Below are 14018 nucleotides of genomic sequence, written 5' to 3' on the forward strand. Positions count from 1 at the left end.
GTTGGGCAGGGACAAAATGACGCTATTCTTCCCGGCCAGGCTGGCACAGGAGCCGGTAGTGACCTTTAATAGCGAGCTAATGCAGCTGCTGCAGCTCAGCTCGGCGCAGGCGCTGGCCCGGCAGCATGCTTCCTTTGGCGATCGGCTGCGCAGCCAGCTGCTGCGCCTGGCCGGCCACCACTGGCCCACGCTGGAAGAGCTGGCCGGTAGCCTGCAGCTGCACCCCCGCCAGCTGCAGCGCCAGCTGGAGCAGGAGGGCAGCTCTTACCGCCAGCTGCTGGACGAGGTGCGCCAAACCCTCAGCCAGGCCTTTCTGCAGAGCCGCAGCCTTAGCCAGCAGCAGCTGGCCGAGCTGCTGGGCTATAGCGATGCCAGCAGCTACCGACGGGCCCTCAGGCGGTGGCGGCAGGAGTAGGGAGTCCTGCAAGCTCGGGCAGCGGCGCATTGCCTTCTTTTTCACCTTGGAGAGAATGGCCTCCAGAATGGGCAGCATGGTATTGAGGGCGCCGGAGTTGATGATGAGGTTCCACATGGGCTCCAGTTTTTTCCAGCCGCCGGCATAGGCCAGGTGTTTGGCCTGGTGTTTCAGGCTCTTGTGGGCAAGGGCCGCTTTGGCTATGTTGCTCCAGGAATAGAATTCTTTGTATGCCCAGTGGTACCCCTCCTCCAGCTCCCGGGCCGAGAGTTTGGTGGTTTTGTAGACCACATGCCGGGTATCGTACAGGTCCCACAGCCTGTGGAGCAGGCGCCCCTGAGCTTCCATATCCGTATACAGCTGGGTGCCGGGGTAGGGGGTCAGGATGTGATAGGTGGAGGTGGTCAGGGAATTTTCTACCCCCCAGTCTACGGTGCGTTTGAACACATCCCGATCATCATCGTCCAGCCCAAACACAAAGCTGCCGTTGATCATGATGCCCAGATCATGCAGGCGCCGAACGGCTTTCTCATAATCCTTTTTCAGGTTCTGCTTTTTGTTGCTCTGCTTCAGGTTCTGGGGGGAGAAGGTTTCAAAGCCGACAAAGAGGCTGCGCAGGCCGGCATCGGCTGCTTTCTCGATGAGGTCGCCCCGCAGGATGGCATCTACCGTAGAGGCTCCCTGAAATACCCGATTCATCCCCTTCATCCCGGCAAAAAGCGCTTCGGCAAAGGGGGTATTGCCCAGCAGGTGATCGTCCAGAAAGTAAAGATGCTTGCCGGGCAGGCGCTCTATTTCGGCCAGGGCATCATCAACCGCCTGGGTGTAAAAACCCTTGCCCCCCTGAAAGAAGGCATCTTTATAGCAGAAGGAGCAGTGGTGCGGACAGCCCCGCGTTACCACCAGCGAGTTGGGCACCAGGTAGCGGTGCCGCTTGATCAGGTCCCGCCGCACCGGGGGGAGTCCCTCCAGCGTACGCACCGAAGAAAAGTAGCGCTTTTTTGCCTCTCCCCGGCGAAAATCTTTTAGAAACTGGGGAAAGGTTTCCTCGCCAGGACCCAGAAAAATGCTGTCGGCATGCCGGGCGGCTTCCTCCGGCAGGGAGGTGACGTGCAGGCCGCCCAGCACCACATAGGCCCCCTGCCGGCGGTAATGGTCGGCTATGGCATAGGCCCGGTAGGCATTGGTGATGTAGACCTGGATAACCACCAGATCGGGACTGTCGTTGAGGTTCAGCGTTTCCACATGCAGGTCCTGCAGCTCCACCTCATCATCCGGAGCCAGATAGGACGCCAGCGTAGCCAGCCCCAGGGGTGGGAACAGGGAGTACTTGATGGGGCGCCAGAGGGGGCTTTTGGCCTCGGCCAGCGAGGGGAGAATCATTTTTACCTTCATGGGTCAGGGAGTGGATGTAAGGTGGATGGTCTGCTTGGGTGCGGGTGCTGCCTGCCAGGCCAGGGTGGCTACCATCCCCTTATGATCGGAGCCGGGTATGGAAAAGCTGCTGTGCGAGAGCGTCTGCCAGTGAGCACTGTGCAGCACATAATCGATGGGAATGCCCCAGCGGCCCAGGGGGCTTGGCCAGGTAGCGGTGTAGTGCTGGCGGCGGCTGTCCCGAAGGCCGGCCTCCTGCAGCAGGGGGCGCAGGGCCCTATCCCAGGGCACAGCGTTAAAGTCGCCGATCACCAGGCTGGGCAGCCCCTTTTCCTGTATAAGATCCGCCACCGCCTGCAATTGACGGTTGCGGGTATGGTAGCGCTGCCGGGTCATGGGCGAAGCAGCATGCAGGCTGATAAGGAGCGTATCCTGCCCCCCTTCCCGAATGCGGGCGCTAATGAGGGGGTAGCCTTCCAGCAGGCGCAGTTGTACCCCCTCCAGGGGCTTTTTAGAAAAGAGGGCCATGCCATAGCAATTGTTCCGGGGTGCCAGGCTGTAATAAGGATAGTCGGCGGCCAGGGCAGCCACCAGCCGCTCGGCCCACAGCCCGTCTACTTCCTGAAAGGCCAGCACATCGGCCTCCAGCGTCAGCACTTCCCGGGCTACCTGCTCATGCCGGCCGTTGAACATGAGCACATTGAGCTGGGCCACACGCAGTGAGGTTTTCTGCGGAGTGGTACCCGGCAGGGGGGTATCCTGCGGCGCCAGCACGCAGGCCGATAGCAGGATCCAGCCCAGCAGCCAGCCACCGGCAAAATGGCGCTCCTGCCAGAGCAGTAAGCAGGCGCACAGCAGGCTAAGGGCTAGCAGATGCGGCAGCCAGGCGCCCATCAGCATAAAAAGAAAGAGGGGGCAGTAGGCGATCAGGCCCAGCAGGGGGCCCAGGAGCCAGCCAAGCCAGGCCAGCCGGGCAAGGGGGTTAAAGATTTTTGGCAGCATAGTGGTTTAATAAGGTCCAGCTTTTCCAGTTTTCAAGAGTGGTAGACTTTTGTAGCACTTCCCGGCGAAACTCCAGGCGCAGCAGCTGCTGGTCAGTGAGCAGGTGCTGGTGCTTTACCAGCTGATCGGTGGTGTGCAGGGGTAGTTCCATCAGGTAGGCGCCATCAGGTACCCGGGCCTGCTCCAGGTTGTACCAGGCAATCAGGCGGCCCCAGGGCAGGCAGGCGGTCAGCAGCAGCACCAGCAGCGTGGCTTTCAGGTTTCCCTTGATCATCCACCAAAGGGTGTTTTTGTGGGAGATCTTGCTCCAGGTTGTGATCAGCCCGATGAGCACCAGCAGCAGGTACACCCCTACGCCAATGCGCTTGTAAGTAAGGCCGTAGCTGGCCACATACCAGCTGTTTTTAAGGGCAGTGCTCAGCACCAGCAAGGCATTCTGGATGATCCAGGCCCGGGCCAGCAGGCGCAGGTTCTGGTTATGGATAAAAAAGTTCAGATTGCCCCGGAATACCCATATCAGCAGCGCTACCGCCAGCACTATGGAAACAATGAGGGTACCTACCCCCTGGTGTACCCATTGGGCAAAGGTGACCCCCTGTGCCGGCCGCCCCTCCAGCAGGGTAAGCAGATCCACCCCGTGAAAGAGCAGCAGCAGGGCATTGAGCATTGCCAGGGCAATAAGGGCGGTCTTATACTCATACTTGAGCCATAGGGGGTTAAAGGGGCTTTTTTTGCGCCGGCGCAGCAGCACATCGGGCTGGCGCACATCCCAGGGCTGCAGGCTTTTGGCGGGCAGGGCATAAACCAGCGCATAGCTCAGGTAGAGCAGCAGAAAAAAGAGCAGAAACCAGGAAGGCCTGGGCAGTGGCAGCTGCGCCAGCGAAATGCGATCGGCAAAAACCGGATTGGCGCTGGAATAAAGGGCATAGAATAGCAGGGTAATGAAAAGGGGAGGAAGCGTAAGCAGCAGGCTCTTACCCAGCGAAAAACCCCGCATTGGTAACTGCTTTTGCTGAAATACCATGCGCCAGCCAGCACTCAGCAGCTTTTGAAGCCCCTCCAGCAGCGCCACCGGCCAGGACAGGCGGCTATGCGAAAGGGCTACCACCAGCAGCAGTAGCAGCCAGAAGAGCACCAGCGCCAGCAGCGAGCCACTGATGGCAACCAGCAGGGCTGCCACTAGAAAAAGCAGGGCAGGGAGGAGCGGCAGCTTCTGGAACTGCATCAGCAGGCCTACCACTGCAAGGGCCAGCAGCAGCACGTTAAGTCCCCAATCAGCCTGGTAGAGCAGATAGGTGCCCAGCATGGCGGCAAAGGTTTGAATCAGAAATTTAGTTTTCATAATATAAAGTACTTTGTATTTCAAAGTTAATGGGTCAAAAAAGAGGACAGCTGCCTGTCCTTGTAATGGCTAGGGGCTACATTCCCTTATGCTTAGGCCTAGTCTCTTCCCTGCCGGATGAGCACCTCCAGCGCATCCAGGTGCTGCTGAAAAGCGCTGCGCCCCGCTTTGGTAGCCCGGTAGAGGGTATTGGGCTTGCGGCCCACAAAGCTTTTTTCCACTTCCACATAGCCGGCACTCTCCAGCGCGCGGGAGTGGCTGGCCAGGTTGCCGTCGGTAAGCTGCAGCAGCTCCTTGATGCGGGTAAACTCCAGCTCCTCATGGATCATCAGCAGGGACATGATGCCCAGCCGCACCTTGTTCTCAAAGGCTTTATTTAAATGTTGGATCGGATTAAGCACGCTCGTAGCGATAGTACATGTACAGGCCGTAGACAATGTGCAACACACCAAAGCCTATTGCCCAGAAGAGTAAGCCAAAGCCCAGGAAGAGTGCCGATAACAGCCCCAGCCCAATCTGCAGCAGGCCCAGGCTTTGGATATCATGCAGGGTATACTTGCTGCCGTTTACCAGTGCCATGCCGTAGAAGATGAGGGTAATGGGAGCCACCACACTCACATACCCGCGGCTCATAAAGATCAGGCAGAGCAGGCCGCCGGTAACCAGCGGAATCATCAGGCTGATGAGCAGGCGGCGGGCCGACTGGTCCCAAATGGACTGGCCCGTCTTGTGACTTTTGCGGATGGTGAGCCATACGGCGGTGATCAGGGCCAGCACCAGCACGCCCAGGCCAATGCCCAGCAGCTGCAGCATGGCCTGCTGGCTGGCAGCCTGGCGCTCCAGTCCCTCCTGCAGCAAAACCCCATCCTGCCGAAGTACATACCAGGCAGCGGCTGCGCCTGCCAGGGCATACAGACCCATGATAACGCCCGACAAGCCCGATAGGGAGATAAAGCGGCTGGAGCGCTCCATCATGGAACGGATCTCGGCCAGGTCGGATAGGTAGGTATCGGTTTTGTTCATCTAAAGTACTTTGTGTTTCAAAGTAAGTGAATGCCTCTGACAAAAGCCAGTGTTCCGGAAAAAAATAATTGGCTATCCCGCTTCCACGATCAGCCCGGAATGTGAAGTATGGACTAAATTCTTCAGGAAACCTACCAACCCACCCCTACCCCCTACAAGATTAGCCTTGGAGGGGGGAGGGGTGGGTAGGTGAGTACATCTTCCTACCTTTCTAAGAAATGTAACCCATACTTTACCTGCCCGAAATAAAAAAAGCCTGTCCGAAAACAGGCTTCCAAAGAGGGATAAGGGGGGTCAGGATCGTTTTTTCAGCCAGACCGTAAAGGTACTGCCCTGACCAGGGGTACTTTGTAGCTCAATGCGACCGGCGTATTTATCTACGATCTTTTTTACAATATACAGCCCCACGCCGGTGCCGGTTGCCTGCAGGTGAAAGCGCCTGAACATATCAAATACCCTGGGCTGGTGCTCCGGCGAAATGCCGATGCCATTGTCCTGCACACTGATGCTGTATTCCTCACCCTGCAGGCGGGTACGCACCTGTATATGGGGCGTACGGTCGGGATGCCTGTATTTTAATGCATTGCCCAGCAGATTATCCAGCAGGCTGCGCATGTGTTTGCGGGACATACAGCAGATCTCCTCTTCTTCCAGATCGGTTTCGATACGGGCACCGGAGGCTTCATACTCCATCAGGCTGTTTACCTTGAACTCTTCTATCAGCTCGGGCAGTACAATCCAGTGCAGCTCGTCGGCACTTTCGCGCTGGATACGGCTGATGTCGGCCAGGTCATGAATGGTATCCTTAAGCTTCTGCACCGAGAGGTCCATGCGGCTGTAAATATTGCCCAGGTCGGTGCGCTCGCCGGCCGGCGCCTTGCTGTGGAGCAGGGTCAGCAGACCTTCGATGTTGAGGATGGGGGTTTTCAGGTCATGGGAGGCGGTGTAGACAAAGTTGTCCAGGTCTTCGTTGATGCGCTGCAGCTCTTCCTGCTTTTCTACCTGCTCATGAATGTTGGTTACCGTACCAAACCACTGGCTAACGGCGCCGCTGGCATCCGTCATGGGAATGCCCCTGCCCAGGTGCCAGTAGTACTCCTCCTCTACATTCTTCATGCGAAACTTTGCTTCAAAGGGGGTGCCCCCGGCAATGCTGTTGCTCCACTGCTCTACCACCGCAGCCAGGTCCTGCGGATGGATTACCTTGCCCCATCCGCTCAGGAGGCTTTCCGGTTCCGTCAGGCCCGTGTAGGCATACCAGTTGTCGTTAAAGAAGTCCACCTCGCCCCGGGCATTGGCTGTCCAGACGATTTGCGGAATGGCGTTGGTCATGAATTTGTAGCGTTCAGCCATCTGTTCCAGCTCCCGGGTGCGCTCCTGCACCTTTTGCTCCAGGGAGTCGTTGAGGCTTTTCAGCTCGCTGTTCATCTGTTGCCAGCGGCGGGCGCTGGGCAGCATGATCAGCTGGGGTGTTACCTTCACCAGCATAATGGCCGTACCAATGGAGGCCAGGGCCGTAATGATGCGGATGGCCGAATCGGTATAGTACCAGGGCTCCCAGATGTTGACCACATCCATCACATGGGTAGCGCCGCAGCCCAGGATGAACAGGGCAAACAGTACCAGCATCCACATATAGGCAAAGTCATCCTCCCGGCGGCCGCGCACAATTTTTACCAGACTTAGGGGAATGGTCATGTAGGCCAGGGCAATGATGCTGTCGGATAGGGCATGTGACCACAGAATGTAGGGTTCCCAGAAATAACAGTGCCCATGGGGCATGTAATTATTTTCAAAACTTGAAAAGAGGGATTCAACCATAGTGCTGTGCATCTATAAGGTAAAAGTGGGGAGGAGGAATGGGCAAATTTTCAGGAATATACGGACTGATTCTGCAAGTACCTGAGAACATCATGCATACTTTGGAGCGAGGGGGCAGGCCGAAGGGGGTATTCCCGGGCTCTCACCCCTTCGCAACCGCTAGCTGGGTAGTCCGTGTGCCTAAAAAATAAGCCTTGCCGCAGGTATCCGGCAAGGCTTAGGTAAGGGGGATGGTTTGGGTAGCTTAGGAAACTACGCCATACAAGTCAAATTCTGCTGCGCCGGTAATGGTCACCTGGGCAAAATCGCCCACCCGCAGATAGGTGGTGCTGGCATCGATGAGCACCTCATTGTCTACCTCGGGCGAGTCGGCCTCGGTGCGGCCTACATAGTAGCCACTTTCCTTCTTATCGATCAGCACCTTAAAGGTCTGGCCAATCTTCTGCTGGTTCAGTTCGGCGCTGATGCCTTCCTGCAGCTCCATCAGCTCATCGGCCCGCTGCTGTTTCACCTCATCCGTCAGCAGGTCTTCCATGCCATAAGCATGCGTGTTATCCTCATGCGAGTAGGTAAATACCCCCAGGCGGTCAAAGCGCATGCGCTCGGCAAAGCTTAGCATTTCCTCAAATTCGGCCTCGCCCTCGCCGGGGTGGCCGGCTATAAAGGTGCTGCGGATGGCAATGCCGGGCACTTTGTCCCGGATGGTGTGGATCAGCTCTTCCTGCTTCTGGCGGGTGGTGCCGCGGCGCATCAGTTTCAGCACCTCGGTGCTGCCGTGCTGCAGGGGTATGTCCAGGTAGTTGCAGATGTTGGGGCGCTCCCGCATCACATCCAGCACATCCAGCGGAAAGCCGGTGGGGTAGGCATAATGCAGGCGGATCCAGTCAATGCCCTCTACATCGGCCAGGCGGTTCATCAGCTCGGCCAGGTTACGCTTTTTGTAGAGGTCCAGGCCATAGTAGGTAGAGTCCTGAGCAATGAGCAGCAGCTCTTTGGTGCCGCCGGCGGCCAGGTGTCTGGCTTCCTTTACCAGCTCTTCAATAGGCCGGCTGATGTGGCCGCCCCGCATCAGGGGAATGGCGCAGAAGGAGCAGGGGCGGTCGCAGCCCTCGCTGATCTTCAGGTAGGCATAGTGGCTGTGGGTGGTCAGCAGGCGCTCGCCTACCAGCTCGTGCTTGTAATCGGCCTTGAGGGTCTTTAAGAGGCGGGGCAGGTCGCGGGTGCCAAACCAGGAATCTACCTCGGGAATCTCTTTCTCCAGATCATCCTTATAGCGCTGGCTCAGGCAGCCGGTTACGTATACTTTGTCTACCAGGCCCTCTACCTTGGCATCTACATAGCGCAATATGGTGTCAATGCTCTCCTGCTTGGCATTGTCGATAAAGCCGCAGGTGTTGATAACGATTACGTTGGCATCGTCGTTATGGGCCTCGTGGGTGGCCTCTACATTGTTGCCGCGCAGCTGGGTGAGCAGCACCTCGGAGTCTACCAGGTTTTTGCTGCAACCCATGGTTACAATGTTAACTTTATGCTTTTTGAGATTCTTGGCCTTGGTTTTCAAATGCGGTTCTTTCTTTCTCTGATACAGGCACTATTGCCTTTTGCGTTCTACTTGCTGAAGCGGCCTGCGGCCTGCCGGGGCTCATGCCGCATGGGGGCCTGCAGGGGGCTTTTGGAAGCAAACGCAAAAATAACACAATTTCTCCAGCAGTAGGTTTCCGGTGCAGCCTCTTATTCCTAACTTTACTGCCTGCATGAGGTATTTTGTCCTGATTCTCTTCTCCCTGTTCGGCTTTTGGGGCTGCCAGCCCGACGAAGCCTGCTTCTCCTCGGCCACCAACCGCCTGGTGCTGGGCTTTTACCAGCAGTCGGTCAACGGACCGATAACGGATACGGTTGTTGTAGGCCAGGTAAAGAGCACGGCATCCGACAGCCTGTTCTGGAACAATACTATAGATAGCACCCGGGCTATTTTTCTCTACCTGAATCCGCTCAGCGACACCACCACCATTCTCTTTAAGCGGACCAGTGCGCCCGCGCGGGACGATACGCTGGTACTGGCCTACCAGCGCCGCTACCGCCTGATTGCACCCGACTGCCCCCTGGAGGTTTCCTTTGAGGAGCTGTCCGTAGTGCGCAGCACCTTTGCCACTACACGTGTCTTAAATACCGAATTACGGGAACCCAGCAATGAAGCCGATGTACAGGTATTTTATTAGTATGTGCCTGCTGGCGCTTCCCCTGTTATCGCCTGCACAGCGGGCCGATACGGTGATCCAGAATACGCCGGAGCAGCTAAGTTCGGCCGAGGGGCGCTTTGCGCTTCAGGGCCTGCGCCTGGGGCTGGATGTAGTGCCCTGGATTAGCGGCCTGGCCAGTCCGGAACGCACCCTCTACAACCTGCACATGCGCCTGGATGCCGGCCGGGGCGATCGCCTGCAGTATGGCGCCAGCCTCAACTGGCTCCGCAGCGAGGCGGTGCTGAGCAGTGCCATCACCACTTACCAGCACAGCGGGCAGTCCCTTAGCCTGGGCCTTTACCTGAATGTGATCCCCACCGACCCCGACCACAACCTGGTAACCATAGGGCTTGGCTATGGACGCAGCTGGTTTGATGAAACCCTGAGCGGGGTGGTAGAAGATCCCCGAGGCATTTACGGCGATTCGGAGGTGAACCGCAGCTCTACCGGCCTGCGGTCAGGCTGGTTTTCGCTTTCCGGGGGCATGCAGGCCCGCATCTGGAAACAGCTGTATACCGGCTACAACCTTAGCCTCAAGCTGCTGCCACATTTTAGTGAAGAAGAGCAGCTGCAGATCTACGAGGTGCCTGGGTATGGACGGGCCAGTGCCGCCTCTTCGTTTGAGTTCAGCTATTACCTGCTCTACCGCATTCCCTTTTCCCGCAGCCGGCCCTAACAGTAGGCGCTTACCCGGCGTTTCGCCTGTACCCCTTCTTGTTGTCTGGTTTGGGCTGGTCAGTGCAGGAGAGGGGAGTAGTAGGGAATTCTTGCAGAAGGGAGAAATGATCCTGTTCCCCCTGTTTACCGTATATAGAAAGCAGCACACCCTTGCTTCGGCAAGCAGGGGACCTAATTTTTTTAGCGTATGGCGGTACGTACACCCTTTTTTGCAGCAAGTCTGCTTCTTCTCCTGGCAGGCAGCACGGCCTGCGAAAACACTGAGCGTAAAGTACAGGCTCCTGTGGCCATAGGGGCCGAAGAGGCCGATCCCGAGGCAGCTGCCGTGCGGCTGCAGGTGCGGGCCGGAGCAGACACCACTATTACCAGCGATCAGCTGATGCAGCGCCTGATGCCCGAGCTAACGGTAGAAGGGGTGCTGAGCCGCATGCCCGAAGCCGAGGTAACCCGACGGCAGCCACAGCCCAACCGGCACATTCCGGGGCAGATCGATACCCTGGTAACGGTGAAGAGCGACAGCAGCCTGTTTGAGTTCTATAGCCTGGCCATCAAGGACATGCTGCAGTCGGCCACCCTTCGAAAACCCGGAGTTGCCATGGGCAGCGGGCTGGAGGTGGGCATGACCACCGATGAGGTGGCCCGCCGCATACCCGACCTACAGCAGCTCAGGGACATGCCCCAGAGCCTGATCATCCGGGCCGAACAAACCCCTGTCAGCCTGCGGCTCCGCTTCCGCCACAACCGGCTGGAATATATGCAGTATGAGGGCTATGTGGATTGAGGGCTATACCAACGGGAGTTATGGAGTAAGATCCATACCAATAGATTTAATAACGATAGTACTGGATTGGATTTTCTAAAGAAGTATGTCAATGGCACTAAAATCCCCCTTGGCGAAGGGGGATTCGTTTCGATTAGTAATTTTTCAAGGTTTTTAACCCACGTTATTTAAGGGAAGGGGTACCGGAACAAAAAGCCCACCGGGTGGTGGGCTTTGCTTGTCTGAAAAAGGTAAATGCTTAGCGCTTAAAGAGCGTATTCACAAATGCCTTGCGGTCAAACACCTGCAGGTCTTCTACCTTTTCGCCTACGCCAATGTATTTTACGGGGATCTTGAATTCTTCTGAGATGCCGATCACCACACCCCCTTTGGCAGTGCCATCCAGCTTGGTAATGGCCAGAGAGGTAACGTCGGTGGCTTTGGTGAATTCCCGGGCCTGCAAAATGGCATTCTGGCCGGTGCTGCCGTCCAGCACCAGCATCACATCATGGGGCGCCTCGGGCACAAATTTCTGGATCACCCGCTTGATCTTGCTCAGCTCGTTCATCAGGTTTACCTTGTTGTGCAGGCGGCCGGCCGTATCAATGATCACCACATCGGCGCCTTCGCGCTGGCCGGTCTCTACGGCATCATAGGCTACGGAGGCCGGGTCGGTGTTCATGCCATGGGAGATTACCGGTACCCCTACGCGCTCGCCCCAAAGCTTGAGCTGGTCTACGGCCGCTGCCCGAAAGGTATCGGCAGCGCCCAGCACTACCTTTTTGCCATTGGCTTTATACTGGGCAGCCAGCTTGCCAATGGTGGTGGTTTTGCCCACGCCGTTTACCCCTACTACCAGAATGGTATAAGGTTTGGTGATGCCCTGGGGGATGTGGAAGCCACGGATCTCGGCCAGATTGTTTTCGGCCAGCAGGGCAGTGGTTTCTTCGCGCAGGATCTGGTCCAGCTCGGCGGTGTTCAGGTACAGGTCCCGGGCCACGCGGGCCTCAATGCGGCGAATGATCTTTACGGTGGTCTCTACCCCTACATCGCTGGAGATCAGGATCTCCTCCAGCTCATCCAGTACCTCATCATCTACCTTGGATTTGCCGGCTACGGCCTTGCCCAGTTTGGAGAAAAAACTTTCCTTGGTTTTTTCAAGTCCCTGATCCAGCTTTTCCTGTTTTTCTTCCGGCTTTGGTTGCGGTTTTTGCTCCGGCTTTTCCTTAAAAAAATCAAAAAGACCCATGACTGAGGAGGTTAAACAATCTTGTTTGGAATATAACAAAAAAGTCCCGAACCAACGGGACTCTTGTCAAATAATGTATGCTGCGCTTATTTCAGCGCGTCTTTTACCAGGTCTACCGGTACAATCTCTTCCCGAAAGGTATAGGCACCAGTTTTGGGAGATTTCACGGCTTTGATCACCTTGGCGAAGCCTTTGGCTTCTTTATTCTTCAGGGTTGCAACTACCTTCTTAGCCATGGTTATTTAATTTCTTTGTGAACAGTTACTTTCTTCAGGTTCGGATTGTATTTCTTCAGTTCAATACGCTCCGGAGTGTTCTTCCGATTCTTAGTCGTGATGTAACGGGAAGTGCCGGGAACAGTAGTGGTTTTTTGTTCGGTGCACTCCAAAATTACCTGTATGCGGTTGCCTTTCTTTGCCATGATGCGTTCTGATTATTGGAGGTTAGTCCGAATTAGCTTAAGGTTCCTTTTTGGGCCGCTTTTTTCAGCGTGTTGAGCAGGCCATTTTTGTTGATGGTACGCAGGGCCTGCGTAGATACCTTCAGGGTAATCCAACGATCTTCCTCAGGCAGATAGAAACGCTTCTTCTGCAGGTTGGGGTAAAATTTACGCTTGGTCTTGTTGTTGGCGTGCGATACGTTGTTACCCGATACTGGTCTCTTTCCTGTTACTTGACAAACTCTGGCCATGACTTCTATGCTTTTAAGCGATCAATGCTCGTAATTCCAAATTAGTTTGCAAATATCGCAAAAGGCATTTTAAAATCCAAAACTATTTTTGGCTGCCTTTTTGCTTTTCTTTCTCCCCGCAGGCCCCCTGCCGCCAGGGGCAGTGCCGGCAGCCGCTGCCGCAGCAGTAGCCCCGCCGCAGGTGGTACTGCTCGGTAAACACCATCAGCCCCTGGGCATTAAAATAATAATCGCCGGGCTGCAGGGCTTGGGGGCTGGAGCGTTTAGAGGTCACTGCGGGGCTGTTGGGATGGGGCCACAAAGCTACGCCTTTTTATTTCTTTTGAAAAGAATAGCCAATGCCGGCGCCCAGCCAGGGAAATACCGGTATCCAGGAATTATTGACCAGCGGCTGCAGATTGAAATGCAGATACAACCCATTGCCTTCTTTGGGGTAGCGTTTATAGCCCAGGTAGAGTGTAATGGGGTACACATGCCCGCTGGGGTCATCGTCCAGGTCGGCGCCATCCTCATACTCCCGGTAAGGCCCCAGGGGGATAAAGCCGGCCAGGCCCATTTCAAACTTATGGTGCCGGCGGCCCAGGTTGGCCCCCAGCTGCAGCGGCAGGGAGGCCACAATGTTTTGGGGCTCATCCAGCCAGGAGCGGTACACATAGCCAATGCCGGCTCCCCACTCCAGGTTCAGCAGGCGCTCGCTGCTGCGGGTGCGCTCATACATCAGAGCCGGCCCTACAATGTTACGGCCAAAGCCCTCCAGATAAACAGACTGCCGGAGCTGGGCCGTTACGGGCAGCGACAGGGCAATAAGCAGCAGCAGGGGCCATACAGATTTCATGGGGTTACAGGGGCAAAAAGGAACATAAGGAGGCCTGGGGTGTTTACCTAAGGGCTTCTATCCAGTCAGACAACACATGGCTGCCGGCAGTTGCCCCACCAAATAATTATTTTTTATGAAAGGGCGTTGTGCGTTTGCCGAAAACGTTTGTTTTCTTCCCTGCTTTTATTTTTGCTCTCTGCGTAAATCGATATCTTTACCTGCAGAAGCGCAGGATCCTTTTTTTGTGGGCGTAACTGTTTTTTGACCGGCCCATCAGGCAAGCAAAAGCCCCTGCCATTAATTACTTATTGCTATGAATACAGACATTCGATCCAGCCAGCAGGCCATGGAGTTGGAAGACCGCTACGGCGCCCATAACTATCATCCCCTGCCCGTTGTGCTGGCCCGGGGCGAGGGGGTTTATGTATGGGATGTGGAAGGCAGGCGCTACTTCGATTTCCTCTCGGCCTACAGTGCCGTAAACCAGGGGCACTGCCACCCGCGCATTATTGGCGCCCTTAAGGAGCAGGCCGAAACGCTTACCCTTACCTCCCGTGCTTTTTACAATGATGTGCTGGGGGTATATGAAAAATATGTAACCGAATAC

17 protein-coding genes and 1 pseudogene are annotated in these 14018 nt (G+C 56.1%); 5 read left to right on the plus strand and 13 right to left on the minus strand.

Annotation, left to right across the window (positions count from 1 at the left end):
- Positions 1 to 79: 79 nt before the first annotated feature.
- Positions 80 to 415, plus strand: a complete 336-nt coding sequence (locus ADICEAN_RS23945) for a helix-turn-helix domain-containing protein (RefSeq protein ID WP_394330763.1) — start codon at positions 80 to 82, stop codon at positions 413 to 415.
- 438 nt (positions 416 to 853) lie between these two features.
- On the opposite strand, the pseudogene ADICEAN_RS23950 reads toward ADICEAN_RS23945, so the two are convergent.
- From ADICEAN_RS23950 to rimO, 7 genes and pseudogenes are all read right to left on the minus strand, one after another.
- A pseudogene (locus tag ADICEAN_RS23950) lies at positions 854 to 1810 on the minus strand (B12-binding domain-containing radical SAM protein); the annotation flags it as partial.
- Between the two features lie 3 nt (positions 1811 to 1813).
- Entirely contained in the window at positions 1814 to 2791 is a 978-nt protein-coding gene (locus ADICEAN_RS16605) for an endonuclease/exonuclease/phosphatase family protein (protein ID WP_009196805.1), read from the minus strand.
- A complete protein-coding gene (locus ADICEAN_RS16610; protein WP_009196806.1) occupies positions 2772 to 4133 on the minus strand; it encodes a DUF4153 domain-containing protein in 1362 nt (453 codons plus the stop codon). Before ADICEAN_RS16610 ends, ADICEAN_RS16605 begins: the two co-directional genes overlap by 20 nt.
- 98 nt (positions 4134 to 4231) lie before the next feature.
- Positions 4232 to 4534, minus strand: a complete 303-nt coding sequence (locus ADICEAN_RS16615; protein ID WP_009196807.1) for a winged helix-turn-helix domain-containing protein — start codon at positions 4532 to 4534, stop codon at positions 4232 to 4234.
- Positions 4527 to 5156, minus strand: a complete 630-nt coding sequence (locus ADICEAN_RS16620) for a hypothetical protein (RefSeq protein WP_009196808.1) — start codon at positions 5154 to 5156, stop codon at positions 4527 to 4529. The genes ADICEAN_RS16615 and ADICEAN_RS16620 overlap by 8 nt, the downstream gene beginning before the upstream one ends.
- 294 nt (positions 5157 to 5450) lie before the next feature.
- Positions 5451 to 6977, minus strand: coding sequence for a sensor histidine kinase (locus ADICEAN_RS16625; RefSeq protein ID WP_009196809.1), 1527 nt, complete (start codon positions 6975 to 6977; stop codon positions 5451 to 5453).
- A 244-nt stretch (positions 6978 to 7221) separates the two neighbouring features.
- Positions 7222 to 8538 carry a 30S ribosomal protein S12 methylthiotransferase RimO gene (rimO, locus tag ADICEAN_RS16630; protein ID WP_009196810.1) on the minus strand — a complete coding sequence of 439 codons (1317 nt, stop codon included), beginning with the start codon at positions 8536 to 8538 and terminating at the stop codon, positions 7222 to 7224.
- 193 nt (positions 8539 to 8731) lie between these two features.
- Between rimO and ADICEAN_RS16635 the strand changes: the two genes are divergently transcribed.
- The 3 genes from ADICEAN_RS16635 to ADICEAN_RS16645 all read left to right on the plus strand — a co-directional run bounded on the left by ADICEAN_RS16635 (position 8732) and on the right by ADICEAN_RS16645 (position 10676).
- Complete coding sequence (locus tag ADICEAN_RS16635; protein WP_009196811.1) at positions 8732 to 9196, plus strand: DUF6452 family protein; 465 nt, start codon at positions 8732 to 8734, stop codon at positions 9194 to 9196.
- A gap of 1 nt (position 9197) precedes the next feature.
- Positions 9198 to 9893 (plus strand): DUF6048 family protein, encoded by a 696-nt coding sequence (locus ADICEAN_RS16640; protein WP_009196812.1) that lies wholly within the window; start codon positions 9198 to 9200, stop codon positions 9891 to 9893.
- A gap of 189 nt (positions 9894 to 10082) precedes the next feature.
- The gene (locus ADICEAN_RS16645; RefSeq protein ID WP_009196813.1) at positions 10083 to 10676 is read left to right on the plus strand and encodes a hypothetical protein; all 594 of its coding nucleotides are present in this window, start codon (positions 10083 to 10085) and stop codon (positions 10674 to 10676) included.
- A 238-nt stretch (positions 10677 to 10914) separates the two neighbouring features.
- On the opposite strand, the gene ftsY is transcribed toward ADICEAN_RS16645, so the two are convergent.
- The 6 genes from ftsY to ADICEAN_RS16670 all read right to left on the minus strand — a co-directional run bounded on the left by ftsY (position 10915) and on the right by ADICEAN_RS16670 (position 13429).
- On the minus strand, positions 10915 to 11904 hold the full coding sequence (gene ftsY, locus ADICEAN_RS16650; RefSeq protein ID WP_009196814.1) for a signal recognition particle-docking protein FtsY: 990 nt from the start codon (positions 11902 to 11904) through the stop codon (positions 10915 to 10917).
- Positions 11905 to 11990: 86 nt separating this feature from the next.
- Positions 11991 to 12140, minus strand: coding sequence for a DUF4295 domain-containing protein (locus ADICEAN_RS22005; protein WP_009196815.1), 150 nt, complete (start codon positions 12138 to 12140; stop codon positions 11991 to 11993).
- Between the two features lie 2 nt (positions 12141 to 12142).
- On the minus strand, positions 12143 to 12325 hold the full coding sequence (gene rpmG, locus ADICEAN_RS16655) for a 50S ribosomal protein L33 (RefSeq protein WP_009196816.1): 183 nt from the start codon (positions 12323 to 12325) through the stop codon (positions 12143 to 12145).
- 32 nt (positions 12326 to 12357) lie between these two features.
- Positions 12358 to 12594, minus strand: a complete 237-nt coding sequence (rpmB, locus tag ADICEAN_RS16660) for a 50S ribosomal protein L28 (protein ID WP_009196817.1) — start codon at positions 12592 to 12594, stop codon at positions 12358 to 12360.
- 82 nt (positions 12595 to 12676) lie between these two features.
- Positions 12677 to 12868, minus strand: a complete 192-nt coding sequence (locus ADICEAN_RS16665) for a DUF5522 domain-containing protein (RefSeq protein WP_040397751.1) — start codon at positions 12866 to 12868, stop codon at positions 12677 to 12679.
- 39 nt (positions 12869 to 12907) lie between these two features.
- Positions 12908 to 13429 (minus strand): hypothetical protein, encoded by a 522-nt coding sequence (locus ADICEAN_RS16670; protein ID WP_009196819.1) that lies wholly within the window; start codon positions 13427 to 13429, stop codon positions 12908 to 12910.
- 295 nt (positions 13430 to 13724) lie between these two features.
- Here ADICEAN_RS16670 and ADICEAN_RS16675 point away from each other — a divergent pair.
- Positions 13725 to 14018: aminotransferase class III-fold pyridoxal phosphate-dependent enzyme (locus ADICEAN_RS16675; protein ID WP_040397746.1), on the plus strand; the 294-nt coding region annotated here is incomplete at its 3' end.

Source organism: Cesiribacter andamanensis AMV16 (genome assembly GCF_000348925.1).
GTDB lineage: Bacteria > Bacteroidota > Bacteroidia > Cytophagales > Cyclobacteriaceae > Cesiribacter > Cesiribacter andamanensis.

Bases quoted from the DNA above. Each gene is read 5' to 3' on its own strand.
- ADICEAN_RS16640 (WP_009196812.1), top strand. From the start codon at position 9,198: ATGTGCCTGCTGGCGCTTCCCCTGTTATCGCCTGCACAGCGGGCCGAT.
- rpmG (WP_009196816.1), bottom strand. From the start codon at position 12,325: ATGGCAAAGAAAGGCAACCGCATACAGGTAATTTTGGAGTGCACCGAA.
- ADICEAN_RS16605 (WP_009196805.1), bottom strand. From the start codon at position 2,791: ATGCTGCCAAAAATCTTTAACCCCCTTGCCCGGCTGGCCTGGCTTGGC.
- ADICEAN_RS16625 (WP_009196809.1), bottom strand. From the start codon at position 6,977: ATGGTTGAATCCCTCTTTTCAAGTTTTGAAAATAATTACATGCCCCAT.
- ADICEAN_RS16645 (WP_009196813.1), top strand. From the start codon at position 10,083: ATGGCGGTACGTACACCCTTTTTTGCAGCAAGTCTGCTTCTTCTCCTG.
- ADICEAN_RS16610 (WP_009196806.1), bottom strand. From the start codon at position 4,133: ATGAAAACTAAATTTCTGATTCAAACCTTTGCCGCCATGCTGGGCACC.
- ADICEAN_RS22005 (WP_009196815.1), bottom strand. From the start codon at position 12,140: ATGGCTAAGAAGGTAGTTGCAACCCTGAAGAATAAAGAAGCCAAAGGC.
- rpmB (WP_009196817.1), bottom strand. From the start codon at position 12,594: ATGGCCAGAGTTTGTCAAGTAACAGGAAAGAGACCAGTATCGGGTAAC.
- ADICEAN_RS23945 (WP_394330763.1), top strand. From the start codon at position 80: ATGCAGCTGCTGCAGCTCAGCTCGGCGCAGGCGCTGGCCCGGCAGCAT.
- ftsY (WP_009196814.1), bottom strand. From the start codon at position 11,904: ATGGGTCTTTTTGATTTTTTTAAGGAAAAGCCGGAGCAAAAACCGCAA.
- ADICEAN_RS16620 (WP_009196808.1), bottom strand. From the start codon at position 5,156: ATGAACAAAACCGATACCTACCTATCCGACCTGGCCGAGATCCGTTCC.
- ADICEAN_RS16635 (WP_009196811.1), top strand. From the start codon at position 8,732: ATGAGGTATTTTGTCCTGATTCTCTTCTCCCTGTTCGGCTTTTGGGGC.
- ADICEAN_RS16670 (WP_009196819.1), bottom strand. From the start codon at position 13,429: ATGAAATCTGTATGGCCCCTGCTGCTGCTTATTGCCCTGTCGCTGCCC.